Annotated in this window: 25 protein-coding genes; 9 read left to right on the top strand and 16 right to left on the bottom strand. The window is 67.1% G+C overall.

All coding sequences use genetic code 11. The features are described 5' to 3' along the window. Positions 1 to 373 precede the first annotated feature (373 nt). From ACWDTI_RS12290 to ACWDTI_RS12280, 3 genes are all read right to left on the bottom strand, one after another. On the bottom strand, positions 374 to 1,603 hold the full coding sequence (locus tag ACWDTI_RS12290) for an acetyl-CoA C-acetyltransferase (RefSeq protein ID WP_449738369.1): 1,230 nt from the start codon (positions 1,601 to 1,603) through the stop codon (positions 374 to 376). A 30-nt stretch (positions 1,604 to 1,633) separates the two neighbouring features. Next, entirely contained in the window at positions 1,634 to 2,380 is a 747-nt protein-coding gene (gene fabG, locus ACWDTI_RS12285; RefSeq protein WP_449738368.1) for a 3-oxoacyl-ACP reductase FabG, read from the bottom strand. A gap of 359 nt (positions 2,381 to 2,739) precedes the next feature. Next, the gene (locus ACWDTI_RS12280) at positions 2,740 to 3,930 is read right to left on the bottom strand and encodes an acyl-CoA dehydrogenase family protein (RefSeq protein ID WP_449738367.1); all 1,191 of its coding nucleotides are present in this window, start codon (positions 3,928 to 3,930) and stop codon (positions 2,740 to 2,742) included. A gap of 190 nt (positions 3,931 to 4,120) precedes the next feature. Here ACWDTI_RS12280 and ACWDTI_RS12275 point away from each other — a divergent pair, with 190 nt between their 5' ends. After that, entirely contained in the window at positions 4,121 to 4,798 is a 678-nt protein-coding gene (locus ACWDTI_RS12275; RefSeq protein WP_449738366.1) for a GntR family transcriptional regulator, read from the top strand. Positions 4,799 to 4,804: 6 nt separating this feature from the next. Here ACWDTI_RS12275 and ACWDTI_RS12270 read toward each other — a convergent pair whose 3' ends face one another. Together ACWDTI_RS12270 and trxA are read right to left on the bottom strand one after the other, a co-directional pair. Then, on the bottom strand, positions 4,805 to 4,930 hold the full coding sequence (locus tag ACWDTI_RS12270; protein ID WP_449738365.1) for a hypothetical protein: 126 nt from the start codon (positions 4,928 to 4,930) through the stop codon (positions 4,805 to 4,807). A 69-nt stretch (positions 4,931 to 4,999) separates the two neighbouring features. Next, complete coding sequence (gene trxA / locus ACWDTI_RS12265) at positions 5,000 to 5,362, bottom strand: thioredoxin (protein ID WP_449738364.1); 363 nt, start codon at positions 5,360 to 5,362, stop codon at positions 5,000 to 5,002. Between the two features lie 73 nt (positions 5,363 to 5,435). Between trxA and ACWDTI_RS12260 the strand changes: the two genes are divergently transcribed. Continuing rightward, positions 5,436 to 6,620: a low temperature requirement protein A gene (locus ACWDTI_RS12260; protein WP_449738363.1), complete on the top strand. Its 1,185-nt coding sequence runs from the start codon at positions 5,436 to 5,438 to the stop codon at positions 6,618 to 6,620. A gap of 5 nt (positions 6,621 to 6,625) precedes the next feature. Then, positions 6,626 to 7,756 carry a lipase family protein gene (locus tag ACWDTI_RS12255; protein ID WP_449738362.1) on the top strand — a complete coding sequence of 377 codons (1,131 nt, stop codon included), beginning with the start codon at positions 6,626 to 6,628 and terminating at the stop codon, positions 7,754 to 7,756. 111 nt (positions 7,757 to 7,867) lie between these two features. Here ACWDTI_RS12255 and ACWDTI_RS12250 read toward each other — a convergent pair whose 3' ends face one another. The 4 genes from ACWDTI_RS12250 to ACWDTI_RS12235 all read right to left on the bottom strand — a co-directional run bounded on the left by ACWDTI_RS12250 (position 7,868) and on the right by ACWDTI_RS12235 (position 11,136). After that, the gene (locus ACWDTI_RS12250) at positions 7,868 to 9,187 is read right to left on the bottom strand and encodes a DUF1254 domain-containing protein (protein ID WP_449738361.1); all 1,320 of its coding nucleotides are present in this window, start codon (positions 9,185 to 9,187) and stop codon (positions 7,868 to 7,870) included. Positions 9,188 to 9,224: 37 nt separating this feature from the next. Further along, positions 9,225 to 9,605 (bottom strand): SHOCT domain-containing protein, encoded by a 381-nt coding sequence (locus tag ACWDTI_RS12245; RefSeq protein WP_449738360.1) that lies wholly within the window; start codon positions 9,603 to 9,605, stop codon positions 9,225 to 9,227. A 128-nt stretch (positions 9,606 to 9,733) separates the two neighbouring features. Next, complete coding sequence (locus ACWDTI_RS12240; RefSeq protein WP_449738359.1) at positions 9,734 to 10,945, bottom strand: MFS transporter; 1,212 nt, start codon at positions 10,943 to 10,945, stop codon at positions 9,734 to 9,736. A 23-nt stretch (positions 10,946 to 10,968) separates the two neighbouring features. After that, entirely contained in the window at positions 10,969 to 11,136 is a 168-nt protein-coding gene (locus ACWDTI_RS12235) for a hypothetical protein (RefSeq protein WP_449738358.1), read from the bottom strand. A 194-nt stretch (positions 11,137 to 11,330) separates the two neighbouring features. Between ACWDTI_RS12235 and ACWDTI_RS12230 the strand changes: the two genes are divergently transcribed. Continuing rightward, a complete protein-coding gene (locus ACWDTI_RS12230; protein ID WP_449738357.1) occupies positions 11,331 to 13,982 on the top strand; it encodes a LuxR C-terminal-related transcriptional regulator in 2,652 nt (883 codons plus the stop codon). Here ACWDTI_RS12230 and ACWDTI_RS12225 read toward each other — a convergent pair. Then, the gene (locus ACWDTI_RS12225; protein ID WP_449738356.1) at positions 13,979 to 14,446 is read right to left on the bottom strand and encodes a DUF6325 family protein; all 468 of its coding nucleotides are present in this window, start codon (positions 14,444 to 14,446) and stop codon (positions 13,979 to 13,981) included. The two genes, ACWDTI_RS12230 and ACWDTI_RS12225, sit on opposite strands and share 4 nt — an antisense overlap. A 104-nt stretch (positions 14,447 to 14,550) precedes the next feature. Here ACWDTI_RS12225 and ACWDTI_RS12220 point away from each other — a divergent pair, with 104 nt between their 5' ends. The 3 genes from ACWDTI_RS12220 to ACWDTI_RS12210 are packed head-to-tail and all read left to right on the top strand — an operon-like array spanning position 14,551 to position 16,716. Further along, positions 14,551 to 15,003, top strand: a complete 453-nt coding sequence (locus tag ACWDTI_RS12220) for a DUF6325 family protein (protein WP_449738355.1) — start codon at positions 14,551 to 14,553, stop codon at positions 15,001 to 15,003. Positions 15,004 to 15,010: 7 nt separating this feature from the next. Beyond that, a complete protein-coding gene (locus tag ACWDTI_RS12215; protein WP_449738354.1) occupies positions 15,011 to 15,340 on the top strand; it encodes an SHOCT domain-containing protein in 330 nt (109 codons plus the stop codon). Further along, positions 15,337 to 16,716 carry a DUF2252 domain-containing protein gene (locus ACWDTI_RS12210; RefSeq protein WP_449738353.1) on the top strand — a complete coding sequence of 460 codons (1,380 nt, stop codon included), beginning with the start codon at positions 15,337 to 15,339 and terminating at the stop codon, positions 16,714 to 16,716. Before ACWDTI_RS12215 ends, ACWDTI_RS12210 begins: the two co-directional genes overlap by 4 nt. Positions 16,717 to 16,723: 7 nt before the next feature. Here the strand turns inward: ACWDTI_RS12210 and ACWDTI_RS12205 are convergent, their stop codons facing one another. The 3 genes from ACWDTI_RS12205 to leuA form a co-directional block, all read right to left on the bottom strand. Beyond that, positions 16,724 to 17,773, bottom strand: coding sequence for a TIGR00341 family protein (locus tag ACWDTI_RS12205; RefSeq protein WP_449738352.1), 1,050 nt, complete (start codon positions 17,771 to 17,773; stop codon positions 16,724 to 16,726). 49 nt (positions 17,774 to 17,822) lie between these two features. After that, positions 17,823 to 18,473, bottom strand: a complete 651-nt coding sequence (locus ACWDTI_RS12200) for a GAP family protein (protein ID WP_449738351.1) — start codon at positions 18,471 to 18,473, stop codon at positions 17,823 to 17,825. 182 nt (positions 18,474 to 18,655) lie between these two features. Then, on the bottom strand, positions 18,656 to 20,509 hold the full coding sequence (gene leuA / locus ACWDTI_RS12195) for a 2-isopropylmalate synthase (RefSeq protein ID WP_449738350.1): 1,854 nt from the start codon (positions 20,507 to 20,509) through the stop codon (positions 18,656 to 18,658). 308 nt (positions 20,510 to 20,817) lie between these two features. Here leuA and ACWDTI_RS12190 point away from each other — a divergent pair, with 308 nt between their 5' ends. After that, entirely contained in the window at positions 20,818 to 22,206 is a 1,389-nt protein-coding gene (locus ACWDTI_RS12190; RefSeq protein ID WP_449738349.1) for an MFS transporter, read from the top strand. Positions 22,207 to 22,224: 18 nt separating this feature from the next. Here ACWDTI_RS12190 and ACWDTI_RS12185 read toward each other — a convergent pair whose 3' ends face one another. Further along, on the bottom strand, positions 22,225 to 23,829 hold the full coding sequence (locus tag ACWDTI_RS12185) for an FUSC family protein (RefSeq protein ID WP_449738348.1): 1,605 nt from the start codon (positions 23,827 to 23,829) through the stop codon (positions 22,225 to 22,227). Positions 23,830 to 24,036: 207 nt separating this feature from the next. Between ACWDTI_RS12185 and ACWDTI_RS12180 the strand changes: the two genes are divergently transcribed. Continuing rightward, positions 24,037 to 24,468, top strand: coding sequence for a hemophore-related protein (locus tag ACWDTI_RS12180; RefSeq protein ID WP_449738347.1), 432 nt, complete (start codon positions 24,037 to 24,039; stop codon positions 24,466 to 24,468). A gap of 77 nt (positions 24,469 to 24,545) precedes the next feature. Here ACWDTI_RS12180 and ACWDTI_RS12175 read toward each other — a convergent pair whose 3' ends face one another. Next, the gene (locus ACWDTI_RS12175) at positions 24,546 to 25,121 is read right to left on the bottom strand and encodes a nitroreductase family protein (RefSeq protein WP_449738346.1); all 576 of its coding nucleotides are present in this window, start codon (positions 25,119 to 25,121) and stop codon (positions 24,546 to 24,548) included. A 10-nt stretch (positions 25,122 to 25,131) separates the two neighbouring features. Further along, complete coding sequence (locus ACWDTI_RS12170) at positions 25,132 to 26,646, bottom strand: MFS transporter (RefSeq protein ID WP_449738345.1); 1,515 nt, start codon at positions 26,644 to 26,646, stop codon at positions 25,132 to 25,134. Positions 26,647 to 26,667 lie beyond the last annotated feature (21 nt).

Genomic DNA, 26,667 nt, shown 5'->3' with positions numbered 1-26,667 from the left:
AACAATTGTGTGCACCGCACAGTCGCTGTTGCCAGGCGCTGAGAGCACCCCGCTGGGTGGCGGGTTCGGGTGGATGCGCTCGGCTCTTTCGTCGCCGGGCGAATGCGAAGGGTCGCTCCCCGCTGATCGAGTAAGGCTCCGAGCGAAGCGAGGCGCCGCATCGAGATCGCCGCCGCACGTGGGTCTCGGTCTCGATACGTCCGGGCTCGCAAGCTCGCTCGGACTACTCGACCCGCCGGATGCGTTCACTCGCTTGCGCTCGACCAGCGGAGGAAGGCGCTCCTCCAGCGCATGTTGGCCGCTTGCGGCCGGGGTAGGCGTCTCCCCGCCGGCAGAATCGATGGCCGGAGAGTTGAAACGGCGAGTACCACGCTCAGGCGGACTCGAAGGTCGCGGCCAGACCTTGGCCACCGCCGATGCACATCGTCACCAAGCCCTTGCCGCCACCGCGGCGCTTCAACTCATGCAGCAGGGTGGTGGTCATTCGGACGCCGGTGGCGCCGATCGGGTGGCCGAGCGAGATGCCGGACCCGTTGACATTCAGCCGTTCCTGGTCGTGCCACTTCCACCCCTCGAGGACGGCCAGAACCTGGACGGCGAACGCCTCGTTGAGTTCGACGAGGTCGAGGGTGTCGAGAAGTGAGGCAGCCGAATCGAATCCGCCGCGGGCGGCGAGCTTCTCGACGGCAGGCACCGGACCGATGCCCATCCGGGCGGGGTCGCAACCGGCGGCGGCCCAGTCGGTCAGATAGCCGATCGGCTCGAGTCCGAGATCGTCGAGGGCCTCCTCGGACACCACGAGACATGCTGCGGCGGCGTCATTCTGCTGGCTGGCGTTGCCGGCGGTGACGGTACCGTCGGGCATGATCGCGCGGAGCTTGGCGAGTCGTTCGACGGTGGAGTCCGGCCGGATACCCTCGTCGCGCGACACCACGACCGGGTCGCCCTTGCGCTGCGGCACCGAGACGGACACGACCTCGTCGTCGAACCGGCCGGCTTCCCAGGCGGCCGACGCGCGTTGATGACTCTGTGCGGCAAAGGCATCGGCGGCGTCGCGGGTGATGCCGTAATCGCGCGCGAGGTTCTCGGCGGTCTCGATCATCCCGGAGATCTCGCCGAAACGCCAAACCGGTTGGGAACGTTCACGTCCGCGGTCGAGACGGTCGTAGAGCGTGACGTTGCCGGAGCGTGCGCCCCATCGATTGGTGGTCGAGTAGTACTCGATACGGCTCATCGACTCGACACCGCCGGCGAGTACGGTGTCGGCGGCGCCGGACTGCACCATCATCGCCGCGGTCGCCAGGGCCTGCAGGCCACCGCCGCAGCGGCGGTCGAGTTGCATGCCGGGCACGCTGATCGGCAGATCGGCATGTAGCGCGATCCATCGCCCAACACAGGGGGTTTCGGAGTTCGCGTACGACTGGGCGAAGACGACGTCATCGATGCGTTCGGGATCGACACCCGAGCGTTCGACCACGGTCTTGGCGACGGTGGCGCCGAGATCCTCGACGGTGACGTCCTTCAGTGATCCGCCGAAGGTGCCGACGGGGGTGCGGGTGGGGGCCACGATCGCGGCGCGACGGACTGTTCTCTTGCTGCTCATGATGTTTCGTACTCCTAGTAGGTCAGCGTCTCACATGAACCGTCCACCGGTGACCTCGAGAACGGTCCCGGTCATGTACGAGGACATGTCGGAGGCGAGGAACAGTGCGACATTGGCGATCTCGGCGACCTCGCCGGCGCGGCTCATCGGGATCTCGGCCATCTTCTGATCCCACGCCTTCTGCGGCATGGCCTCGGTCATGGCGCTGCGGATCAGTCCGGGCTGGATCGCATTGATCCGGACTCCGTGGTGGGCAACCTCTTTGGCGGCAGCCTTGGTCATGCCGACGATGCCGGCCTTCGCGGCGGAGTAGTTGGTCTGGCCGACCATGCCGACCTTGCCGGACAGCGACGACAGATTGACGATGGTGCCGGTCTTGCGTTCGCGCATGATGGCGGCGGCCTTGCGGACCCCGTTCCAGGTGCCCTTGAGGTGCACGTTGATGACCTGGTCGAACTGGTCCTCGGTCATGTTGCGCATGGTGGCGTCGCGGGTGATGCCGGCGTTGTTGATCATCACGTCGACCGGTCCGAAGGCGTCGGCCGCCGCGGCGAGCATGGCGTCGACGTCGTCGGCGTTGGTGACATCGCAGCGCACGCCGCGGGCGACATCGGGGCCACCGAGTTGCTTGGCGGCGACTTCGGCTGCGGCGCCGTCGATGTCACCGACGATGACACGGGCGCCCTCGGCGACGAAGAGTTCGGCGATGGCGTAGCCGATGCCTTGGGCGGCGCCGGTGATGACGGCGGTCTTGTTGGCGAGGAGGGCGGTGGGCATTGGGGTTCCTTTGGAGTTGGGTTTGTGCAGTGGGTGCGGCTTGCGGTCTCGATACGGTCGCTCCTTCGTCGCGGCCTACTCGACCAGCGGGATCGGACGGCCTACTCGATTAGCGGGGGAGGCGTGGTCTCGATACGGTCGCTCCTTCGTCGCGGCCTACTCGACCAGCGGGGAGGGACGGCCTACTCGACTAGCGGGGGAGGCGTGGTCTCGATACGGTCGCTCCTTCGTCGCGGCCTACTCGACCAGCGGGGAGGGACGGCCTACTCGACTAACGGGGGAGGGTGTCCAACCCGCTGATCGAGTAAGGCTGCGAGCGAAGCGAGGCGCCGCATCGAGATCTCGGTTGACGCGCCGAACTACTTCGCGGCCTTCTTTGCCTCGCGGACGAGGCCGCCGCCCACGATGAGACGCTGGATCTCGCTGGTGCCCTCATACAGGCGGAGGAGGCGGACGTCGCGGTAGATGCGCTCGACCGACACCTCGCGCATGTAGCCGCTGCCGCCGTGGATCTGAACCGCGAGATCGGCGACCTTGCCGACCATTTCGGTGCAGAACAGCTTTGCGGCGGACGGGGCTATCCGCCGGTCCTCACCGGAGACGTACTTGCGGGCGGCGTCGCGTACCAGGGCGCGACCGGCCATCACCCCGGTCTGCTGGTCGGCGATCATCGCCTGCACGAGTTGGAAATCCCCGATCGCGGTGCCGCCCTGGGTGGCGGTGGCGGCGTAGGCGACCGACTCGTCGAGGGCTCGCTGGGCGGTGCCGACCGACAGCGCCGCGATGTGGACGCGTCCGCGGGCCAGCGATGTCATGGCGGCGCGGTAGCCGGCGTCCTCGTCGCCGCCGACCAGTGCGGACGCGGGGACGCGGACGTCGGTGAAGTTGACGTCGGCGGTCCATGCGCCTTCCTGACCCATCTTCGCGTCCTTGGGCCCGACCTCGAGACCGGGAGTGCCTGCGGGAACGAGGAATACGGCAATTCCGGTGCCGGACTCGTCGGCCGGTCGGGTTCGTGCGAACACCACGAAGAGGTCGGCGAGCGGGGCGTTGGTGATGAATCGCTTCTGCCCGTTGATGACCCACTCGTCACCGTCGCGAACGGCTTTGGTGCGCAGGCCGGCCGGGTTGGAGCCGGCGCCCGGTTCGGTGAGCGCGAACGATGCGACGACCTCTCCTGAGGCTATCTTCTCGAGCCACTGCTCCTTCTGTTCGTCGGTGCCGAAGTTGACGAGGACCTGTCCGGCGATGCCGTTGTTGGTGCCGAACATCGACCGCAGAGAGAGGGAGGTGTAGCCGAACTCCATCGCGAGCTCGACGTCCTGGGTCAGGTCGAGGCCAAGACCACCCCATTCCTGGGGGATCGCGTAGCCGAACAGGCCCATCTCGGCAGCTTGGGCGCGGATGTCGTCGGGGATCGAGTTGGATTCCATGATCTCCTGCTCGCGCGGGACGACCTTGGTGCGGATGAAGTCGGCGACGACAGCCTTGATCTGGCTGAAGTCGTCGTCGCCGACTACGGCTGTGGGGGTGGGGACAGTTGCGGTCATGGACAATAAAATATCAATAATCATCCTCCGCTGACAAGACCGAAGGAGAAAATGCCAGTTCAGGGGAACTATCTTGGCGTACGCCAGCCGTGAGGGAGTGCATAAATTATCAAAAATGGCTCTGGATTCGTTCCTGCTGCGCTGATAGTGAGGTAGTCTCAGCCCGTAGACGAGCAGAGGAGACCGACGGATGTCGACAGTGGTCCGACCAGCAGGTGGGGTGGCGACGCCGTCTGTGCTCAAGCAGATCGTCGCGCAGGAAATCCGGCGACAGGTGTTCAGTGGGGAGATGCGGCCCGGCACCAAGGTGGATCAAGACGCGTTGGCCGAGCAACTGGGAGTGAGCAAACTCCCGGTGCGCGAGGCCCTCATCGCCCTCGAGGGCGAGGGCATCATCCAAACCGCCCCGCGCCGAGGGGCATTTGTCGCCCAACTGTCCCGTGAGGACATTCGTGATCAGTATTGGATGCTCGGAGTCATCTCCGGCCTCGCGGCCGAGCGGTCGGCGTCACGGCTCGACGACGACCAACTCGCAGAACTCGGTCGGATCGCCGAGCAGATGGAAGCCGGTGCGTCGGGAGCGGAGCACGACACTCTCAACTTCGATTTCCATCGGCTGATCAACCGTGCCTGTGGCTCGCGACGGCTGGTCGCCGAGCTCAAGCTGTTGAGTGGTGCGATTCCCAGCGGCTTCTTCCAGTCGCACCCCGACATGCTGCTGTCCAGTAATCGGGATCATCAGGAGATCCTCGACGCATTGGCGTCGCGGTCCGGTGGCATCGCGCGTGCGCTGACCGAAGCTCATTTTCTCCGCGGCGGCAACCATGCGGTCGCGCTGCTGGAGGACCGGGGCTTCTGGAACCGTTGAGGCGACTCAGTGGTCCTGTGCATCGTCGTCGCCCGAGCTCGCGATCATGCCCATCACCACGCCCACCACGCCTGCCGACAGGGTCAACAGAACCAGCACCGAGATCAAGAAGGTGAACTGTATCGCGCCCATGACTTCAGTCTGGGTGCGTCAGGTCGGTCCTACACCTCGACGGGGGGAATCGTAGGGAGGATCACACGGTCACTTCTCGGCGGCGGCGATCTCCGCGCGCACGGTGTCCATGTCGAGGTCTTCGACGGCGCCGATGAGTTGTTCGAGCTGCGGGGCGGGCAGGGCGCCGGGCTGGTTGAAGACGAGAACACCGTCGCGGAAGGCCATCAGTGTGGGGATCGAGCGGATGCCGAATCCGCCGGCGAGTTGTTGCTGGGCCTCGGTGTCGATCTTCCCGAACACGATGTCGGGGTGGGTTTCGGCGGCCTTCTCGAAGACCGGTCCGAACTGGCGGCACGGTCCGCACCAGGATGCCCAGAAGTCAAGCAGCACGATGCCGCCGGCCTCGATGGTGTCGTTGAAGTTGTCCATGGTGATTTCGCGGGTGCTCATGGCTCATACAACCGTAGAAGTACAAGGTAGATTCCGTCAGCAACCATTTGAATCGGACACAGGAGGTCGGCGCATGATCGCGACGGCGGTTCGTCGGGCCAAGGGCGTCGCTCCCGAGGTCACGACGATGGAGTTGTTCTTCGACCTCGTCTACGTGTTCGCGGTCAGTCAGCTCGCCACGCTGCTGGTGCATCACCTCACCTTCGAGGGCGCGTTGGAGACCTTCGTGCTGTTCGGCGCGGTGTGGTGGGTGTGGAACTACACGACGTGGGCCACCAACTGGATCGATCCGGAGCGGCTGCCGGTGCGACTCCTGATGGTCACGCTGATGGGGTTGAGCCTCATCATGTCCGCGGCGATCCCCGAGGCGTTCGGCGAGCGAGGCATGCAATTCGCGGTGGCGGTGGTGATCATGCAGCTGATCCGGCCGCTGTTCATGATCGTCGCGTTGCGCGGCGACCAGATCGGTCGCAACTACGTCAATCTCTTCGTGTGGTCCGCAGCGGCCGGCGTGGTGTGGATCGCCGGCGCTTTCGCGGACGGACACGCTCGGCTGCTCATCTGGGCCATCGCTCTGGCGATCGACGTTGTGGGGCCGCAGGCCAATCTGTGGGTGCCCGGGTTGGGCACGACCCCGATGTCGACGTGGCGCCTGGAGCCCGAACACCTGGTGGAACGCAACCGACTGATCTTCATCATCGCGCTGGGCGAGACCGTGCTGTCGCTGGGTCGCGAGTTCTCCGAGACGGAGACGTCGACGATCGCATACATCTCGCTCGTCGTCGGTTTCGCGCTGACGGTGTCGTTCTGGTGGCTCTACTTTGCCCGGCATTCGGGCGAGGCCGAAGAACGACTGAAGCATGCCGACGATCCGACGGCGCTCGCCCGCGGCGGATATGCCTATGCGCACGCGGTTCTGGTCGGCGGCATCATCGTCTCCGCGGTGGGAACCGAGCTGATGATGGCGCACCCGAGTGAACACGCCGATCTCCCGACGGCGATGGCCATCGCGGGTGGTCCGGCCGTCTTCATGGTCGGAATCACGTTGTTCGTCCACGCCACCGGTGGGGTCGACCGATTCGAGGGTGTGGCAGCCACACTCGGGATCGCGGCGTTGGCCGCGGTGGTGGCGATCGGCACGATCGCGGAGTTGTCGCTGCTGATCGTGACGGTGCTGGCGATGCTGATCATGTACGCGCTCATCGGGGCCGCCGCGTTGCATGCCCGCGGTTCTGCCGCGCCCGCCACCGTAGGCTGACGCGCATGCGCAGAACGCTGGCGGTCATCGCGACGGCCCTGTCGACGATGATCGCCGCGGTGTCCGTGGTGTCGGCACCCGCAGCAGCCGAGGCGCTGCAGCCCGGACGCGTGCTGTCGGTGAGTCAGCTCGACTCGTGGGGCGGGCTGCGCGGGGTGATCCGGATCGGGTACACGACCACCGACGCACGAGGCGCGGTGGTACCGGCGTCGGGCATCGTCCGCCTGCCGACCGGCCCGCGTCCATCCGGCGGATGGCGGATCGTGTCGTGGGCGCACGGCACCTCGGGGTCCGGGCAGAACTGCGGTCTGGACGGGTCCGCGGATCTCATCCGCAGCACCGCGCCGATGATCGACGACCTCAATCGCGCCGGCTACGCCGTCGTGGCCACCGATTACATCGGGCTCAGCCCGAATTCGCCGGGGCCGCATACCTATTTGCAGACCCGGTCGGAGGCGACCGCGGTCATCGACATGGTGCGCGCCGCGCGCTCGATGGTGGCCGGACTCTCGCGGACCTGGGCGGTGGCCGGGTCGTCGCAAGGCGGTCACGCCGCCCTCGGAGCCGGGCGGCTCGCAGCGAACTACGCGACGGGGCTGGACTTCCGCGGTACCGCGGCACTCGCGCCCGCCTCCAACTTCGAGAACGCGATCACTCTGTTGCGCCCCGGTCTTCGGGGTCTGCCGACGGAACTGTCCGGGCCGTTCGCGGCGATCCTCGCCGGGATGTCCGCCGGGCAGCACGACGTCGACGTGTCGTCGTACCTCACCCCGCTGGGCAAGCGGATCGTCGGCGAGATCGGGCGGTCTTGCGGTCCGCAGTGGTCGTCGATCCTCGACGGCACCCGCCCCGATGCGCTGATCTCGAAATCGCTCGGCGACAACGAGTTCAAGTCCGCGCTACATCGCTACATGGGGGTGCCCACGTCCGACTTCGGAAGGCCGATCCTGGTGGTGCAGGGATTTCGGGATGCCACCGTGCCACTTCCGCTGACGTTGGCGTTGCTTCGCGAATTCCGTTCGGCCGGCACGTCTTACGAGTTCAAGATGATCAACTCGCATCACAGCGACATGCGCGAGAAGGGTGGTACGGGGATCGCCGTCGACTTCCTGAAGAAGATCATGCCGCCGCGGTGAGGTCTCGGTCTCGGTCTCGGTCTCGATGCGCTCCCTCGCTGGCGCTCGGTCGCTTACTCGACCAGCGGGACGGTTGCCGCGAGGGGTCGCGGTGAGATCCGCCAACGCTTCTCAGGACGTCATCCGCGTGACCGCCGGCGGTGTCCAGGTGCCGTCGAGCACAGACGGTTTCGGCGCGTAGAGGCGAAGAGTCACGCCGATCGGTCCGGCCGGGGCGGGGAGCCAGTTGGACACCTTGTCGGCACCGGGATTCGACTGCTGCAGGTACAGGTCGAGTGAGCCGTCATCGTTGTAGCGCAACGCATCTCGGTCGCCGATCGCGAACCGGTCGAGTTCGTTGGCGGTCTGGTAGCCCTCGGCGTCGTACATCGTGACCGACCAGAACGCATCCACGGGTGGAATCGCATCTGCCGCAAAGTGGATGGTGTAGTCGTTGTCGCCCGACAGGGGTGCGCCGTCGGCATCGGTCACCAGCACCGGGTACACCGCGTCGTTGGCCGGGTTGGCGCCCAGGCCGATCAGGGTGACCCGCGCCCGGGTGAGGTAGTCGTTGCCGTACACGCCGATCGAATCGGTGAGGATCTCCCAGCCGTTGACCCGCTTGCCGAGCGTGGTGAGGACCGCGATCTCGGCCAGGGCGGTCTTGGCGCCGTGCTCGATCTGGGCGAGCTCGTCGGCGCCGAAGCGGTCGCGGAAATCCTTTCCGGGGACGATGCCGAGCCGCGAGATCCGTGCCAGCACGGAGAAGTCCGTGGGGTGCGGCGGATTCAGCTTGAGGATCTGTGCGGCAGCGGTGAAGTAGTCGACAGCGGAGAGCCCGTTGACCAGTCGCAGAGGCTCCTCGGAGAGGTCGATGGTGTCCAGGGGCGACGGCCCCGAACCGGCCGACTTTGCGTCGACATCGAGCGGTGTGACCCGCCACCCGTCCTGGAAACCGCCCACCGCGGCATAATCCTGGGGCCCGTTCGTCTGGGTGCGACCGACGACCCACGCGTGGTTGGTCGGGCAGGCGATGTGGGTGGCGTCATCCGGCAGCGAACCCACGTAGCCGGGCGGAGTCAGTACATACCGTTGCGGGCCCGTGCCGGTGGTGCGCTTGCCCGGCGCGGCGAACACGTCGGTCCACATGTCCAGGATCGGCAGCATGTAATAGCGGTCGTCGCTGTCGGGAACCTCGACGACGACCGGCCCCACCGTCAGATCAAGCCACGCCGACGAATACAGGGTGTCGAAATTGGGACGGACGACGGCGCGGAACTCGGCCGGCGGGAATGCCCGGAGGTGATGAATCCGGTTGGCGGGCCCGGCCACCGGATTCGGCGAACCCGCGGCGGTGAGTTGGCGCCGCGTCACCTCCATCGCCATCAATGGATACAGATAGGTGTACGCCTCGGCCGACAGCGTGGCCAGGTCGTCGGAGAGCGTGCTCATCGTGTCGGTCCCCAATGATCGGTCGTCGGCGCGCGGGTCAGGACAGGGCTTTGGCCTTCAGCGCCTGGAACTCTTCTTCGGTGATCGCGCCGCTGTCGAGCAGGCCCTTCGCGTCGGCGATCTGATCCGCCGACGACTTGCCGGCCACCGACTTGATGTACGCGTCGGTCTGCTGCCGCATCTCCGCCTGCGCTGCCTGGGCGCGTTGCGCCATTCCGTGCCCGCGGGCGATGAGGTACACCAGGGCGGTGATCCAGGGGATGAAGATCAGCAGGATGATCCATACGGCCTTCCACCAGCCGGAGAGCGCGCGGTCACGGAAGAGGTCGGCCAGGATGTAGAAGAGGACCATCAGATAGGCGACGAACGCGAAGATCACCAGCGTGTACCAGATGAAGTCCCAGAACGAATTCCACATTTCGAGTCGGCTCCTTGTATTGCAGATGAGGGCGGACCGGATGATCCCGAGCTCAGCATGCCGACGATCCGGCGCCCGCGGATCATACGGATCGAATGAAGATCGTCGGCACGGCCGGCGCGGCACCGTCAGGACGGGGACGGCGCCGCCGGATCGATCCGACGGCGGGCAGTCGAACCCACCCGGCCGTGTGCCGGGACCCACAGCAGCGCGGCGGATGCGAAAGCCAGTGCCCCGGTGACCATCACCAGCACGCCGATGTCGTCATGGGTGATCAGCATCCCACCGAGAAGGGGTCCGAAGATCGTCGCGACCCGACCGATCGCGGCGGTCACGCCGACACCGGTGGTGCGTAGCCGTCGGGGGTACAGCTGCACCGCCAACGCGGCCAGACCCGCAGCGCCGGCGATGAGCCCGGCGCCGGCGACGGCCATCAGCGGCAGGATGCTGCCGGTCACGGTGGCTGCGATCATCAGTGCCACACCGGCCACGAGCAACATGACGACCAGCGTCGCCCCCAGACCCGTGCGCCCACGGACACCCGCCGCGATCACACCGCCGACCATCCCACCGCCGGCCATCGCGGCCAGCGCGAGCGGGGCGGCCTGGGGGCTTGCCCCGGCGACCACCGCCATCGTCGGCAACCAGGACTGCAAGAGGTTGTAGGACAGGAAGACGGTGAACGAGCCGGCCCAGAGCGTGAGACTGGCCGCGCGCAGTGACGGCGTCAACAACGGTCGAAGCGCGACGTGCGGTGCCGGTGCAGGGTGGTGGCGGTCGATGCCGGGCCACACCGCGATCACCGCTGCCGCCGCGATGGCGAGTATCGACGGCACGACAAAGGCTGCGCGCCAACCGAACAAGGCGATCAGCGGGCCGTTGATCAAACCGCCGAGCAGGTTGCCGCCGGTCAACCCCAAGACCACGACCATCGCCGCGGATTGCCGTTGCCGCGGCGACAGATCACCGGCGATCGAGACCGCGGCGGGCAACACCAGGCCCAGACCGATTCCGGTGACGAATCGGACCGCCGACATCTGCCATTCGTTCGCGACGACGAGCATCGGGAGGGTGCACAGCCCGAACAGCAGGACCGACCGCCACACCACCGTTTGACGATCCCAGCGGCGGCACAGTGCGCTGCTGGCCAGATACCCCAACGCGGTGCCGAGAGCGGTGAGCATCAGCGCCCGGGTCAAGGCCGACGGGTGGACACCCCAGTCGTCGGCGATGGCGGGCAGTGCCGACGGGAGGGCGGCGGTGTCGAGTCCGTCGACCACCAGTGCCGTGATCAGCAGGGCGGTCAGCCCCACTCGATCCATCCGTGCGGTGCGCGGCATGCGCAGACAATAGCCGTTTCTGGTCAGCGCCGGTCGTCGGTGTCCAGGGACCGGATGTGCGAATCCTGACAGTTGCGTCGTCGTCGGATGCCGGACTCGACGACGGAATCCGGGTCGTCGAGCGGAGCGGCACGGACGACCGGATGCCCGATCACTGCTCGACGCCGCAGACGTCCCTGGCGAATCCCCATTTGCGCCTCCACTTGGATGTTTGGTTGATACGAGCATGACCCCACCCGACCGCCGATGTCGTCATTCGGGCCGGATGAAGAGGAATGCAAGTGAATCGCGGCTTGGCCAAGGTCTCACGCTCGCACAGATACGGTTTACTATTCTCTCGGGCTCGTCCGCCCGAACCGGATAATGCCGAAGCAAGAGGTGAGGGGTGGAATACAAGCTCGCCCACGGAGCTCACAGTGGACGACCGGCCATCCCGCCGGGCTACGTCCGGCGTCGTCGTATCGACGAGGCCCTGAGCGACGGCATCACCCGACCGGTCACCGTGGTCAGCGCCGGACCCGGATACGGCAAGACCCTGGCCGTGGCCGCCTGGGCCGAACGTGTCGTGCGGGATCGGCCGCTGGCCTGGATGGTCGCCGATGCCACCGGCAGCGTGCGGGCCTTCTGGACCGCGGCGCTCACCGCATTGCGGTCCGCCGACGCACTGCCGGATGACCACGTTCTCAACGAGATGGCTCCGGGTGCCGAGTTCGGGGACACCGAGGTCGCGCGGATCGCCGACGAACTCACCGCCCTGGACCGGCCGGTCATCCTGGTGATCGACGACTTCCACCTCGTCACGGACCCGGCCTTGCTCGACTCGATCGCAGGCCTCATCGACCATCGGCCGGCCGGCCTGCGACTGATCCTGATCTCCCGTACACAACCCGCGCTGCGGTTCTCCCGACTGCAGATGTCGGGTGGCGTGACCGAGATCCACGCCGACCAACTGTCATTCACCCGCGACGAGGTGCGCGAGTTCTGCGAACGTGCCGGGGCGGCCGTGACGTCGGCCGACGTGGATGCCATCGTCGAACGCACCGAAGGGTGGCCGGCAGGTCTGCGGCTGCTGCTACTCAGTGCCGACGGCGGAGATCTGCAAACCGGGCTGCGCCGGTTCAACGGTCAGCAACGGCTGGTGGCCGCGTACCTGCTCGAGGAGGTGCTGGACAAGCTACCGCCCAGCGACCGCAAGTTCCTGCTCGCCACCAGCGTCGTGGACCCGGTGAGCGGCGACCTCGCACGTGCCTTGATCGGCCGCCGCGACAGCCGGCAGGTGCTCGAGGACCTCGTCGCCACGAACTCGCTGACGGTGCGACTCTCCGACCGTCCGGACTGGTTCCGATACCACCCGCTGCTGCGGGGACTGCTGCAGGACCGGCTGCGCGCGGAGAATCCCGACAGTGCGCTCGATCTGCACCGCCGCGCGGCCCGATGGTATCTGGGAGCCGGAGACCCGATCGCCGCGCTGGAGCACTATGCCCTGGCCGGCGACTGGGACGACATGCTGACCACCCTGGCCGGCACCGCATTGCCGTTGATCCTCTCCTCGCAAGCCCCCGCGCTTGCGGCGGCGCTGGCACCGGCAGAGGTCGAGAATGCGCGCCGCCCGAGCCTGCCCACGATGTTGATTGCAGCGATCGCCGAGTTCCATCGTCATGAATACGGGGCGATGGAGCGCAATGCCGAGGACGCCGAGGTCCTACTCGGTGGCACGTCCGAAGCGGAGGCCGCGCCGGCCCGGCTGGTCATCGGCATGGTGCACATGGTCTACGCGCGACTCGCGCGCCTGGCCGACCTGGTCGACCGGGCGGAAGAGGTGATGCGGACCGTCGACGGGCTGGGGCGGCCGATGTTGCCGGCCGCGGAGGGTCTGGCGCTGATCGCCGAGAACAACCGGGCGATCGGGCTGGCGCAGCGCGGTGAACTGGAACTGGCGGCGGCGGAACTGGAGGTGTGCCGCAAGCGAGGGGAGGCCGCCGGACTCGGCCTCATGGCGCTGGCCGCCAGCTCGTATCTCGCGCTGATCGATCTCGTTCGCGGGCAGTTCCCGGAAGTGGAACGACGTGTCACCGAGACCTTCGCGCTCGCCGAACTCCGCGGCTGGAGTCGTGAGCCACAGGTCACGGCACTCTACGCGACGCTGGCGTGGATGCACCTCGAACGAAACGAACTCGATGCCGCCGAGGTGCAGATCGCCATCGGGCGCAGCGTCGGCGCCGAGCGATTCGACGGCGGTGCCTGGCTGATGATGGAGGTCATCGCGGTTCGGGTGGCGGTCGGCCGACACGACGTCTTCGGGGCGCGGGCCGGACGTGCGTCGGTGCAGGCATGGATCGAGCAGGCGGGTCCTCTACCGGCGCTGCTCGAGCGGTGGTCGCGTGCCGCGCTGGCCGACGTCGACTTGCTGGAGGGCCAGATCCCCGAACTGCCGCCGGTGGGCGGGGGAGGAGACCCGTCCGGGTACGCCACCGGCGTCGAGCGGGTCCTACAGGCACGGGTGTATCTTGCCCGCGGCCGGCCGGCCGATGCGCTGCATGCACTGGGCTCGCCCAGCCACTTCGCGCCGTATCGGGTGCTGGCGGTGAAGGCCGCGGTGTTCTCGGCGGTGGCCGCGCACCAGCTTCGCCGAGACGCGCTCGCGATCGAGCGGATCGATGAGGCGGTGAGGCTGGCGGCGCCGATCGGAGTGTTGCGGCCGTTCCTCATCGCCGGGGACACGGTGCCGATGCTGCTGACCCGACGCCAGCACGTCGGGGCATCCGACCGGGATTTCGTGGCGAAAGTGCTTGCGGCATGCGGTGGTCCGTCGGGGGAGGCCGAGGTGGACGCATTGGTCGCCGACGATCTGCTGACCGAACGCGAACTGGTGGTGTTGCGGTATCTGCCGACGATGTACAAGGCGTCGGAGATCGCTGCGGATCTCTTCGTCTCGGTCAATACGGTCAAAACACACCAGCAGGCGATCTACCGGAAGCTCGGTGTGTCGACCCGGCGTGATGCGGTCGATCGGGCGCGGGTGTTGAACCTCCTCTAACCGACATCGGCTCTGAGCGTCGCGACGATGGCCTGCGCAGGGATGCGGCCCTGCGCGACGAGCTGCGCGCCGGCGGCTTGCGCGGCACGGGTCAACGGCAACGCGCATCGGTACTCCCACACGATGATGGCGGCACTGCGGCCGGGATCGACGGCGGCGGCGATGTTCTCGATGTCCTCGAGCGCCAGGATCTCGGCGAGCGAGTCGCGCAGGATGCGCAGCGCGTCGGTGTGCAGTTCCTCGAACTCGGACACCTCGATCTCGCCGGACGCCGTGCGCGAGACCACCAGCAGGTCCAGAATCCGGACCACGTCGCTCTCCACCAGAGAGACGATCTCCGAACTGAGCTGCTGAGCGAAAGCATCTGCTGTGCAGTCGAACTCGATCACAACATAGTCGATGGGACCAAGGGCCGGACCGCCGCGCACATCGACCTCCTGATCGTCGGATACCTCGATCAGCATCGTCGTGAGAGAGAAGAGGTGTCGTCATCCGGAAAGGATGAACATCCGTGATTTCACACGTAAAGGGTGAGTCGCGGCCTGCGAAGTGTGGAAGGCTGGACAGCATGACCGAGCAGACCTCAGACGAGTTGGTCGTGGGACCAGTCGACTACATCGTGATCGAATTCGCCAAGGACCGAGAACTCGACGGGACAGCGCTTCCGCTGCTGGTCGACCTCGTCGAACGAGACATCATCCGTGTGCTCGATCTCGCGTTCGTGCGCAAGGGCGAGGACGGGAGCATCGCGGGCGTCGAGATCACCGATCTGGACTTCGGGGACAGTCTCGACGCGGCACTGTTCGCGGAGGCAGCCAGCGGGCTGCTCGACGCCCCGGACATCGAAGAAGTCGGGTCGGTCCTCGAACCCGGCACCGTCGCGGGGATTCTCGTCTACGAAAACCACTGGGCGGCACCGTTCGCCACGGCGCTGCGACGCAACGGGGCCGAACTGGTCGCCTCGGGCCGCATCGCTGCCGAAGACGTACTCGCCGCCATCGACGCGGCCGAAGGAAAGTGAGATCACCATGCCGGGTTTGATTCGTGCGGCCGCTCGCACCGCCGTGATCGCGGGGACCGCGACATCGGTCTCCAACCGTGTGTCGCGTCGGCAAGGCCGACGCTGGGCCGAGCAGGAGGCACAGCAGGAGGCGCATTACGCCCAGAAATACGCGCCCCCGCCGCAGCAGCAGTACGCGCCCCCGCCGCAGCAGCAGTACGCCGCACCCGCTGCGGCGCCCGCCGGCGGAGCCGATGACCGCATCTCGCAGTTGCAGAAGCTCGCCGAACTGAAGTCGCAGGGCATCCTTTCCGATCAGGAGTTCGCCGCGGAGAAGGCGCGGATTCTGGGATCATGACCGCAGATCTTGCGGCCACCGTAGGGCAGCGGCCGCAGACGGTGCTGGCCGATCTCGCCGCGGTCGGCAGCGACGCGGATCGTGATCCGGTCGGACTGCTGCTCAGTCAGGCAGAGTCGCGCGTCGCCGAACTGTTGCCGGTTCGCCACGGGCGGATGTCGTTGAATCCGTTCTCTTTCTACCGAGGTGCGGCGCTGGTGATGGCGCACGACCTGGCGTCGACCCCCCACTCGGGGTTGATCGTCCAGTTGTGCGGGGATGCCCATCTGAGCAACTTCGGATTCTTTGCCACCCCCGAACGTCAACTCGCCTTCGACGTCAACGACTTCGACGAGACCTATCCCGGGCCGTTCGAATGGGACGTCAAGCGACTGGCCGCGAGCCTGGCGGTGGCGGCCACGGAGAACGGGTGCGCCCCGAAGGAGGCCAAGCGCATCGCCCGCCAGTGCGCGGCCGAGTACCGCTCGACGATCGCGGCCCAGGCGCAACTGGGGACCCTCGCCGCGTGGTACAGCCACCTCAGTCCCACCAGCGAGCTCAGCGAGGTGCGCAAGCTGGTGGACAACGCCACCACCAAGATCCTCCGCAAGGAGATCAACAAGGCGTGGGGACGTAACACCATGCAGGCGTTGGCCAAACTGACCACCACCGGCGCCGATGGCGAGGTGCGATTCGTCAACACACCCCCGCTGATCGTCCCGGTCGAAGAGCTGGTCAGCGATATGACCGCGGACGGAATCTACGCCGATATGTCCAATCGGCTCGCCTCGTACCGCGAGTCGATGGACGCGTCGAATCGCGTGCTGCTCGACAAGTTCGAGTTCGTCCGGGTGGCCCGCAAGGTCGTCGGTGTCGGCAGTGTCGGGACGCGCGCGTGGGTCATGTTGATGCGCAGCAGGATCGACGGCAGCCTGTTGTTGCTGCAAGCCAAGGAAGCGCAGCAGTCGGTGCTCGACCGATACCTCGACGACGGACCCGAGTATGCCAACCAGGGCGAGCGGGTGGTGTTCGGTCAGCGGCTCACACAGGCGGTCAGCGACGTGTTCCTGGGCTGGCAGAACGGTGACGGCTACGACGGCGTCAATCGCGACTTCTACGTCCGGCAGTTGCGAGATGCCAAGGGGTCGGTGCTGATCGGCGCATTGGAGCCCAAGGGGCTCGAAGTGTACGGCCGGGTCTGTGGACGGGTCCTGGCGTTCGGTCACGCACGCTCCGGCGATCCCGTCGCCATCTCCGACTACCTGGGCCAGACCGACGAGTTCGACCGTGCGATAGGCAAGTTCGCACTCGCCTACAGCGAACGGACGACGCGGGATCATGCGGCGTTCGTCGACGCCATCGAGCGTGGGGTGGTGGAGGCGACGACGGGGGTGTAGGCCCCGGTCAGCCCGTCTGCCGCCCGCCGACGGTGTGGACGACCACCACCTGGGGATTCCACGGGACCAGCGCGTCGACCGACGACTGCAAGGCGGCGATCGACGGCAGGTTCTCGGGGCCAAGGATGTTGACGGTGACCGTGTCTCCCGTCCATTTGACCCCGGTCACCTCGGCGTCGCTGAGTCCGCCGGCGTCCAGCCAGGCGGTCGTCGCGTCGGAGACCTGTCGAGACCACAACGAGGACAGCGAGTTCAGGACCATCGGGATGGCGACGATGACGAAGGCGATCGCCAGGATCAGATAGACACGGGCCCGATGACCCTTGGCATCGCCGGCACGTTCAAGGGACTCGCCGCTGTACCCGGCCACGGTGAGGATCGCGACACTGGTGATCACCATGGCGATCACGTTGGACGCGAACAGGATGAACGCGCCCAGCGCCAGGGACGGTGCACCGGAGCCGAGGCACACCCCGACGACACCGAGCGGCGGGACCAGGGAGATCGCGATCGCCACCCCCGGAAGGACGTCGCCGACGTCGCGTCGGGTGATGGCGATGGCGCCGACCAGACCGGTGGCCAGTGCTGCGATCAGGTCGACCAGGGTCGGTGAGGTGCGGCCGAGCACCTGTGAATTCGCCAGCACGTTGGTGGGATTCGGCAACAGCTGCGCCATCACCGCACCCAGCACCGGGACGATCACGACACCCGCGAGCACGTATCCGAGACTGCTCAGCACGAGTTTGCCGCGCCCCGCCACGATGCCCAGGCCGACGCCGAGGATGGGCGTCGACAGCGGGGCGACGATCATCGCGCCGATCACGGTGGCCGTGCTGTCGCCGATCACTCCGGATACCGCGATGAGGCCGGACAACACGAGCATGATCCAGAATGCGGACTGCTTGGATTTCGCGTCACCGATCTGCAGGTCGAGCCGGTCGGTGATCTCGTCGAGCGTTCGACGCTGGGTGTCGGGTATGAGCAGGGGCACCGAGTTCCACTCCTCGCTGGTGGGGTTCGACGTTGAGTCGGTGGTGAGATTGAAGCTATCCTGCATGCCGGTCACTTGAGCCGTTTCGGTGCCGAAATGTCATCGGCACCACGGCCTAGAAGCCGCCGATGCCCTTGCCCACCAACATGGCACCGATCACCACCAACAGCACGGCCATCACCGCGTTGTTGTGGGTCTCCAACCATTCCTTGAGGTGTTCCAACGGCATTCGGAATCGGTCGGCGGCCACCAGATAGCCGATGACGGGGACCAGTACGGTCACCGCGGCGAGCAGCGCGAAGATCACCACACAGCCGGCGGTCTGACCCACCGACAGCGATCCGGAACCGATGGCGACGCCCGCGGCGATGCACATCATCAGGTTCTTCGGGTTGATCGCGGCGAGTGCGAAGCCGATACCGAGGGCGGTGAACGGCTTCATGGTGTCGATGGCGGCCATCCACTTCGGTGTCGACGCGCTATCGCGGGATCGCCACCGCCGTAAGCCCAAGTGCAGCAACAGCACACCGAGCGCCACCTTGATCCACGAGACGCCCGAGGTGCCGCCGGAGTCACTCACGGCCCCGCCGACGACCACGAAGACCACGGTGGCAATGACGATCCCGCCGAGCCACCCGAGGCCGAACGCGATGCTGGTGACCCGCGCGTTCTGCGCCAGGAGCATCAGGATGGCCGCGATGATCGGGATCGGCGAGACGGCGATGCCGACGGCAAGGGGGAGCAGGTCACCGATCACAGAACCCATGCGGTGATGATCGGCGACCGCGAGCCGCCGGGCATCATCCAGGCCGGGTGAGAGTGGAACGGGCCGGAACCCGGCAGCGAGGATCGCCCGCTGCGGAGGGTTCCGGCCCATGCCTGATCACGATGACGGCAGGGGTTTCCTGCTCATCGTGAGGTCTGTGTGGTTTCGACTACCGGATGGAGCTACGGCGCCCAGGTGCGCGGCGCGGTACCGGCCTCGGCCGCCACCTCGGGATTGGCCACCCGGTAGGCCCGGTTGACCGCCGATACGACGGCGCGCAGGCTCGCGGTGGTGATCGACGACGCGATGCCGACACCCCACACGGTTTCGCCGTTGATCTGGGCCTCCACGTACGACGCGGCGTTCGCATCGTCGCCGGCGGTCATCGCGTGCTCGCTGTAGTCGAGGATGCGGACGTCGTAGCCGACGGTCGACAGCGCGTCGACGAATGCGGCGAGCGGACCGTTGCCGGAGCCGGAGATCTCCTTCTCCACGCCGTCGACCTTGACCACCGCGCTGATCTGGTCGTCGCCGCCGTCGATCTCGGAGGCATCGACCTTCTGCCGCATGCGTTCGAGCGGACGCACCGGGAACAGGTATTCGTCGGCGAAGACGTCCCACATCTCCTTCGGCGACACCTCGCCGCCCTCGCCGTCGGTGATCTTCTGGATCTCGCGGCTGAATTCGATCTGCAGGCGCCGCGGCAGGTTCATGCCGTGGTCGGCCTTCATGATGTAGGCGACGCCGCCCTTGCCGGACTGGCTGTTCACCCGGATCACGGCCTCGTAGGTACGCCCCACGTCCTTGGGGTCGATCGGCAGGTAGGGCACCTGCCACAGGATGTCGTCGACGTCCGAATCATCTTCGTCCGCATCGATCTTCATCTGATCCAGGCCCTTGTTGATGGCGTCCTGGTGGCTGCCGGAGAACGCCGTGTAGACCAGGTCGCCGCCGTACGGGTGACGCTCGGGGACGTTCAGCTGGTTGCAGTACTCGACCGTGCGACGGATCTCGTCGATGTCGGAGAAGGAGATCTGCGGGTCGACGCCCCGGCTGAAGAGGTTCATGCCCAGGGTCACCAGGCACACGTTGCCGGTGCGCTCACCGTTGCCGAACAGGCAGCCCTCGATGCGGTCGGCGCCCGCCTGATAGCCCAATTCGGCTGCGGCGACAGCGGTTCCGCGGTCGTTGTGCGGGTGCAGGCTCAAGATGATGGAGTCGCGGCGGGCCAGGTTGCGGTGCATCCACTCGATGGAGTCGGCGTAAACGTTGGGGGTGGCCATCTCGACGGTCGCCGGCAGATTGATGATCATCGGGCGTTCCGGTGTGGGAGCGATGATCTCGGTGACCGCGTCGCAGACGTGCTTGGCGTAGCTCAGTTCGGTGCCGGTGTAGGACTCGGGCGAATACTCGTAGCGCCACTGGGTGTCCGGGTACTTCGCCTGCTCCTCGAGCACCTTGTGCGCGGCGTCGGTCGCGATCTTGGTGATGGCGTCCTTGTCGGCGCGGAACACCACCCGGCGCTGCAGCACCGACGTCGAGTTGTAGAAGTGGACGATCACCTTGTTGGCGCCGCGGCAGGCCTCGAAGGTGCGCTCGATCAGCTCTTCGCGGCACTGGGTCAGCACCTGGATGGTGACATCATCGGGAATCGCGTTCTCCTCGATGATCTCGCGGACGAAGTCGTAGTCGGTCTGGCTCGCCGACGGGAAACCGACCTCGATCTCCTTGTAGCCCATGCGAACCAGCAGGTCGAACATGCGGCGTTTGCGGGCCGGGCTCATCGGGTCGATCAGCGCCTGGTTGCCGTCGCGCAGATCCACGGCGCACCAGGCGGGGGCGCGGGTGATGACGGTGTCGGGCCAGGTGCGGTCGGGTACCGACACCTTCTCGACCTCGTCGGCGAACTGCCGGTAACGATGGATCGGCATCGCCGAGCTACGTTGCGGGTTCCAGACCGGTTGGTTTGCGGGGATGGGGCCGGCCGGCTCGATGATCCGACTCGCGCCCGAGGTGAAGGTGTCTGCTGCTGCCATTTGAGGTCAATCTCCGTTAATTGGAAGGAAGATGACCGGCGCATAGAAAGGCCCGCGACGGAGGGCCGGTCGTATCAGACCCCGCCGCGGCAACCGAGAAGGAGCGCGCGCTGCATGCAGAGGACTATACGCTGAGTCCCTTTTCTGGCCAAACACCCACTTTGGGGGGTGCCGGTATTGTCCGAAATGGCAGATTCTGAGATCTGCCTCTCCTGATGGCCGATCCGTGACGGTGATCACCGCGGATCTCCCGGCATCGGCTCGAGGGTGGGCAGGCAGCAGCACCATCCCCCGGAAACGAGGTACCCATGGCCAGTCCCAAAGACTCCACGCAACCCAGACGCATGAGCATGAAGCGGGTGGCGGCGGCGAGTTCGATCGGTACGACGATCGAGTTCTACGACTTCTTCATCTACGGCACCGCCGCCGCCCTCGTCTTCCCGACGGTGTTCTTCCCGGAGGCCGACCAGCTGACCGGCACCATGGCGTCGTTTGCGACCTTCGCGGTCGCGTTCTTCGCCCGACCGGTCGGCGCCATCCTGTTCGGGCATTTCGGCGACCGGCTCGGCCGCAAACGCACACTGGTGTGGACCCTGCTGATCATGGGGTTCGCGACGGTCGCGATCGGGTTCCTGCCCGGATACGAGACCGGCGCGTTCGGTATCGCCCCGAACGGCATCGGCATGGCCGCGCCGATCATCCTGGTGGTGCTGCGGTTCCTGCAGGGCTTCGCCGTCGGCGGGGAATGGGCGGGAGCGACGCTGCTCACCGCGGAGTACGCCCCGAAGGGCAAGCGCGGCATGTACGCGATGTTCCCGCAGCTGGGTCCCGCATTCGCGTTCTTCCTGTCTTCGCTGACCTTCCTGATCGCGAGCGTGACGCTCGGCGAGAAGAGTTCGGCATTCCTCGAGTACGGCTGGCGTATCCCGTTCATCCTGTCGTTCGCGCTGGTCGCCGTCGGTCTGTGGGTGCGGCTGGCCGTCGACGAGACCCCGGTGTTCCGGCAGGCGCAGCAGCAACGTGCCCTGGAACCGGCCGACGGACCCAAGCTGCCGTTCCTGGACGCGTTCCGGTACCAGTGGAAGGAGATCCTGATCGCCGGCGGCGCCCTCGCGAGCCTGTTCTCCCTCTTCTACATGTCGACGGCATTCCTCACGAACTACGGCACCAAGACACTCGGCCTGTCCCGCGTCTTCGTGCTCTCGGCGGGCATGGTCACCGCCATCGTGTTCGGCCTGTCCATCGCGGCGTCGGCGATGTGGTCGGATCGGGTCGGTCGTCGCCGCGTGATCATGACGTCGTGCATCATCGCGGTGCCGTGGGTGCTGGTGCTGTTCCCGATTCTCGAACAGGGCGGCGGTTTCGCCTTTGTCGCCGGGTTGCTCGGCAGTGCGCTGATCTTCGGTATCGCCTACGGACCCGCGGGTGCGATGCTGCCCGAACTGTTCGAGGCGCGATACCGCTACACCGGTGCGGGGATGGGGTACAACCTCGCCGGCATCCTCGGTGGCGCCATCCCGCCGCTGATCGCCGCACCGCTCATCGCGGGTCCCGGGTCGATCTGGGTGGGCGTGATGCTCGCGATCCTGTCGTCGGTCAGCGTGCTCTGCTGCTACCTGGTCGTCGAGACCAAGGACACCGAGATGAGCGTGGAGAACCTCGACTCGTCCGCCGCCGGGGACGTGGCGGTCAGCTGACCTGACGGTCTCGCACCCTCATCGGACCCGGGCCACCCGGTCGATCAGTTCGTCGGCGACGGCGGCGTCGACCGGGCGTCCGGGTTCGGTACGCCAGCACGCGCCGAGGGTGTCGTAGCCGATCTGCACCACGTTCAGATGATGTGGCCATTGTCCACGTGCCCAATAGGGTTCGTCGCTGGCGCTGTCGGTGGCCGCCATCTCCGATTCCAGCAACGCCCACTGTAGGTCCCGACGTGCCGTCTGCATGCGCGGCGACCCCACCGGCGACCGGTCGGTCTCATCGACGATCGGCCCGCAGGCGCCGAGCACCTCGTCGTGGGCAAGCCGCAGCGACCGGCGATGCGCACGTGGCAGCAACAGCCACATCGACGCGACGGCCAGCACCACCCCCACCAGGGTCTCGAGGAACCGGTCGCGGACCGGGACGAACAGGCCGCCTTCGGGATTGCCCATCAGCATCGCGAGCGGCGTGATGAAGGTGACGGCGACGGCATAGTTGCCGACGATGGTGAGCTCGATGAGGACGTTGAGGATCGCGATCACCACGATCAGGCCCAGCACCTGCAGGTCGAGGAGGTGGAGCACGCTGAAGACGACCAGGCCGAGCACGGTGCCGACGAGTCGATGCGCTCCGCGCAGACTGCCGCGGATGCGGTCCGGTCCGAGTTGGAGGACGAGGACCGTGCCGAGGATGGCCCAGTCCGGGCGGGACAGGCCGAACAGCACCGACAACCCGCCGGCCAGTGCCGCGGTGACGACGACCCTGATCGTGGTCACCGTGGCGTGACCGTGCCAGTGCAGCGCCACGATCAGCCGATGCGCGACGCCGGGACGGGGAAGCGGTGGTGCCCAGGAGCCCGTCTCGTCGGGCCGCGCATCGTGGAACCGATGCTGGGATATCCAGAGTTGTTGCGCCAGCTTGGAATCGGTCTGTGCGGAGTCGTGCAGCACCGACCACGCGTGCAGCGTGGACAGGGCGACGCCGTGCCGTCGCGCGGGGTCGGCGGAGCGATTGTCGGAGAGATACTCCTCCACCGCGGCCAATGCCGCGCCGGTGGCGGCCGACTCCGGGCCGCGCGGACGCCACAGGGCCGGCGCCATTCCCACGATCAGTGACGCGACGGCTCCCGCCGCGGCGCACATCGCCAGCACCATCGGGTCCACGCCGTGGCGGGTGACGACGGTGGCGATGGCCGCGGTGAGCACGAAGAAGAACGGACCGGGCGGTCCCAGCCGCATCGCGTTGACGACGAAGACGACGATCCCGGCGCCGATCGCGAGCGCCGCGACCACGACGAGGTCGCGGGCGGTGCCGGCGTCGGCGCCCGCCCACCGGCCGAGCTGGCCGTATCCGGTCGCCACCGCCACGAGGACCACGGACCCGGTGGAGATGACCCGCCAGCGCACCCGGTACGGGCGGTTCTCGCCGTACAGCATGGCGAAACCGCCCAGCGCGACCAGCAGCGAGTCGCGGCCGAAACCGGCGGCATACAGCGCGACGGCCGGCAGAGCGAACGCCAGGCCGGCCCGTGATGCGGCACCCCACCGGCCGCGGACGTCGGGCACCGCGAAGAACAGCTGCCGGACGGCCGGGCGCGGTGGGGGAGCGGGCTTCGGCATCCATAAGAGGGTAGTCAATCCCGACATGCGCGGACAATTCCGGCAATAACGGCGCTGACCTGCGAAAACTGTTGGCGACACGTTGGTGTTTTCTCAGTGGACTCACATCTGGGGGCCATAGTTTTGCCACGCGTGCCGAGGTGGTCGCGCACGTCAAACAGGCCGGCGGCGCGTGCCGACGGGCTCCTCAGAAAGGTCTGGAAACCAGTGAACACTCAACGGATCTCACGTCGCCTCGCCTACGGCATCGCCGGCGCCGGAATCGCGTCGGTCATCGCTGTCGGCGGAGCCGCCAACGCCGCGCCCATGCCGGCACATCCGGCCAAGCCCGCCCCGTCGGCCAGCTCGATGGTGCCCGGTACCAAGTGCACGCTCGCGCAGGTCGAGCGGGCACTGGCCAAGGAGGATCCGGCTCTCGCCAAGCGGATCAACGAGCACCCGAAGCTCAAGGCGCACTTCGAGAACGGGCTGCTGATGACGAAGGAGCAGCGCCAGGCCAAGCATGCGGAGTTCGCCAAGAAGCACCCGAACGAGGCGAAGGTGCGGCACTTCCTGCGTGATCACGGCATCTCGCGGCCGGAGATGAAGAAGGCCCACGACGCCGTCGAGAAGGCGAAGATGACCTGCGGTCAGTTCTGACGATTGTGGGGCCGGCCGGCATCCGCGTTACCTGAGGTGCGATGCGCCACCCGCCCTTCGTGCGCTCGCAGTCTCGTTTACTCGGGACCCGACTCGAACGGCCGGGCCCACGTCGCGCCGAACGCGACCTCCGACAGCGGCAGCCGGGTGCGCTCCCGCTCGTCGCGTTCGCGTATCTCGTCGGGCAGGGCGCCCGGATCGTCGGCGAGGCGCCCGATCGCGACCATCACGAGTGGTCGCTTGTCGTCGGGAACCGCGAACGCGTCGCGTGCGGCGGCCGGATTGAAACCTGCCATCGGGTGGGCGTTGTAGCCGAGTGAACCGGCCTGCAGGATCATCTGCGCGACGGCCAAACCGACGTCGACGGCCCCGTAGACGTGCGGTTTGGCGTCGTCGGGGGCGTCGGTCGTGCACACCAGGATCAGCGCGGCCGACGCGGGAACCCAACTCCTGTTGCCGCGGTTGAGGGTCTCGACGAGCATGCCGAACGTCTCGTCGCCGCGGACACCCACGATGAACCGCACCGGTTGCATCCGCCCCCAGGTGGGCGCCCACCGTCCGGCGTCGAGGATCTCGGTGAGGTCGTGGGCGCCGATCGTGGCGTGCGGGTCGTAGCCGCGCGCGCTCCGGCGGTTCGCGATCAGCTCATGCATGGGGTCCAGCTTATGGACGGACGCCCGGGCGTTCGGCCATGACGACGGTCACCACCGCGGCCAGCACGCCGAGCAGGATCACGCTGGCGATGGACGCGGCGTGCATCCCGTCGACGAAGGCGGCGCGCGCGGCGGTCGCCACAGCGGTTCCGTCGTCGCCCATATCGAGTGCCCGATGCAGTGTCTCGCCGAGGGTGTCGCCGAACGACAGGCCGTTCGCGTTCTCCCGGAAGACGAGGGTGGCCAGCGAACCGAGCAGTGCCAGACCCAGCGCGGTACCCAGCTCGAAGCTGGTCTCCGAGATCCCCGACGCGGCGCCGGACCTTTCCACCGGCACCGATCCGACGACGACGTCGGACACGAGGCTGAACTGCACGCCGTAGCCGATGCCGGCGATCGACGTGCACACCAGGTAGATCCACAGCGGACTCGAGGTGCTCAGCGTGAGCAGCCCCAGGTTGCCGACGGCCGCGAGCACGATCGAGCCGACGAACGCCGCCCGCAGACCGATCGCGGCGACCACCCGCGAGGCGCCGATCGAGAATGTGGCCACCGCGATCGCCATCGGCAGTCCGGCGAGCGCGGCGGACAGCACGTCGAAACCGCGGACCGACTGCAGGTAGACGCCGGTCAGATACGACATGCCGCCGAGCGCCATCATGCCGACCAGCGCGACGGCCACCGCGCAACTGAACTGGGCGTTGCGGAAGAGCGCCAGGTCGAGCAGCGGTGCCTCGGCGCGGCGCTCGTGGATGACGAACGCCACCAGCATGGCGAGGCCGAACGCGCCGATGGTCAGGACCAGGCCGCTGACGCCGTCGGCGGCGAGGGTCTTGACCGCGTAGACGGCCGGCAGGATGCCGAGCATCGACAACACCACACCGACGACGTCGAAGCGGGCGGAGGTGACCGCGCGGTATTCCGGCACCAACCGGGGTGCGGCGATGAACAGGACGGCCAGCACCGGGACGTTGATGAGGAACACCGAACCCCACCAGAAGTGGTGCAGCAGGACGCCGCCGATCACCGGCCCGATCGCGCTGCCGCCGGCGAAGGACGCCGTCCACACCCCGATCGCGCGGGCGCGGTCCCGCTTGTCGGGGAACATGTTGGCGATCAGCGACAGGCTCGACGGCATCAGGGTCGCGCCGCCGACTCCCATCAGGGCGCGGGCCGCGATCAGCACGGCCGCGTTCGGCGCGAACGCGGCGATCACCGAAGCGATGCCGAACAGTGCGGCACCGGCCAGCAGGATGCGTCGCCGGCCGACGCGGTCGCCGACGTTGCCCATCGTGATCAGCAGGCCCGCGATCAGGAAGCCGTAGATGTCGAGGATCCAGAGCTGCTGCGCGGCCGACGGATCGATGGCGTCGGTGATGGCCGGGATCGCGAGGTAGAGGACCGAGAAGTCCATCGAGACCAGCAGCACCGGGAGTGTCAGGACGGCCAGCCCCCACCACATACGTCGGTCAGCGGTCGCGGGGGTCCCGTGACGCCGATCGGACGAATGGAAGACGGTAGACATGGCGGACTCTCCTCAAACACT

It is taken from the genome of Gordonia sp. NPDC003424 (genome assembly GCF_053588655.1).
The sequence above is the reverse complement of the archived record's forward strand: the minus strand, read 5'-3'. Positions and strand labels throughout refer to the sequence as shown.

Excerpts from the sequence above, each read along its gene's own strand:
- ACWDTI_RS12215 (WP_449738354.1), top strand. The coding sequence starts at position 15,011 with ATGCCGGGTTTGATTCGTGCGGCCGCTCGCACCGCCGTGATCGCGGGG.
- ACWDTI_RS12225 (WP_449738356.1), bottom strand. The coding sequence starts at position 14,446 with ATGCTGATCGAGGTATCCGACGATCAGGAGGTCGATGTGCGCGGCGGT.
- ACWDTI_RS12175 (WP_449738346.1), bottom strand. The coding sequence starts at position 25,121 with ATGCATGAGCTGATCGCGAACCGCCGGAGCGCGCGCGGCTACGACCCG.
- ACWDTI_RS12255 (WP_449738362.1), top strand. The coding sequence starts at position 6,626 with ATGCGCAGAACGCTGGCGGTCATCGCGACGGCCCTGTCGACGATGATC.
- ACWDTI_RS12270 (WP_449738365.1), bottom strand. The coding sequence starts at position 4,930 with ATGGGCGCGATACAGTTCACCTTCTTGATCTCGGTGCTGGTTCTGTTG.
- ACWDTI_RS12200 (WP_449738351.1), bottom strand. The coding sequence starts at position 18,473 with ATGGGTTCTGTGATCGGTGACCTGCTCCCCCTTGCCGTCGGCATCGCC.
- ACWDTI_RS12210 (WP_449738353.1), top strand. The coding sequence starts at position 15,337 with ATGACCGCAGATCTTGCGGCCACCGTAGGGCAGCGGCCGCAGACGGTG.
- ACWDTI_RS12245 (WP_449738360.1), bottom strand. The coding sequence starts at position 9,605 with ATGTGGAATTCGTTCTGGGACTTCATCTGGTACACGCTGGTGATCTTC.
- leuA (WP_449738350.1), bottom strand. The coding sequence starts at position 20,509 with ATGGCAGCAGCAGACACCTTCACCTCGGGCGCGAGTCGGATCATCGAG.
- ACWDTI_RS12220 (WP_449738355.1), top strand. The coding sequence starts at position 14,551 with ATGACCGAGCAGACCTCAGACGAGTTGGTCGTGGGACCAGTCGACTAC.
- fabG (WP_449738368.1), bottom strand. The coding sequence starts at position 2,380 with ATGCCCACCGCCCTCCTCGCCAACAAGACCGCCGTCATCACCGGCGCC.
- ACWDTI_RS12250 (WP_449738361.1), bottom strand. The coding sequence starts at position 9,187 with ATGAGCACGCTCTCCGACGACCTGGCCACGCTGTCGGCCGAGGCGTAC.
- ACWDTI_RS12235 (WP_449738358.1), bottom strand. The coding sequence starts at position 11,136 with ATGGGGATTCGCCAGGGACGTCTGCGGCGTCGAGCAGTGATCGGGCAT.
- trxA (WP_449738364.1), bottom strand. The coding sequence starts at position 5,362 with ATGAGCACCCGCGAAATCACCATGGACAACTTCAACGACACCATCGAG.
- ACWDTI_RS12290 (WP_449738369.1), bottom strand. The coding sequence starts at position 1,603 with ATGAGCAGCAAGAGAACAGTCCGTCGCGCCGCGATCGTGGCCCCCACC.
- ACWDTI_RS12240 (WP_449738359.1), bottom strand. The coding sequence starts at position 10,945 with ATGCCGCGCACCGCACGGATGGATCGAGTGGGGCTGACCGCCCTGCTG.
- ACWDTI_RS12205 (WP_449738352.1), bottom strand. The coding sequence starts at position 17,773 with ATGCAGGATAGCTTCAATCTCACCACCGACTCAACGTCGAACCCCACC.
- ACWDTI_RS12280 (WP_449738367.1), bottom strand. The coding sequence starts at position 3,930 with ATGACCGCAACTGTCCCCACCCCCACAGCCGTAGTCGGCGACGACGAC.
- ACWDTI_RS12185 (WP_449738348.1), bottom strand. The coding sequence starts at position 23,829 with ATGCCGAAGCCCGCTCCCCCACCGCGCCCGGCCGTCCGGCAGCTGTTC.
- ACWDTI_RS12275 (WP_449738366.1), top strand. The coding sequence starts at position 4,121 with ATGTCGACAGTGGTCCGACCAGCAGGTGGGGTGGCGACGCCGTCTGTG.
- ACWDTI_RS12170 (WP_449738345.1), bottom strand. The coding sequence starts at position 26,646 with ATGTCTACCGTCTTCCATTCGTCCGATCGGCGTCACGGGACCCCCGCG.
- ACWDTI_RS12260 (WP_449738363.1), top strand. The coding sequence starts at position 5,436 with ATGATCGCGACGGCGGTTCGTCGGGCCAAGGGCGTCGCTCCCGAGGTC.
- ACWDTI_RS12190 (WP_449738349.1), top strand. The coding sequence starts at position 20,818 with ATGGCCAGTCCCAAAGACTCCACGCAACCCAGACGCATGAGCATGAAG.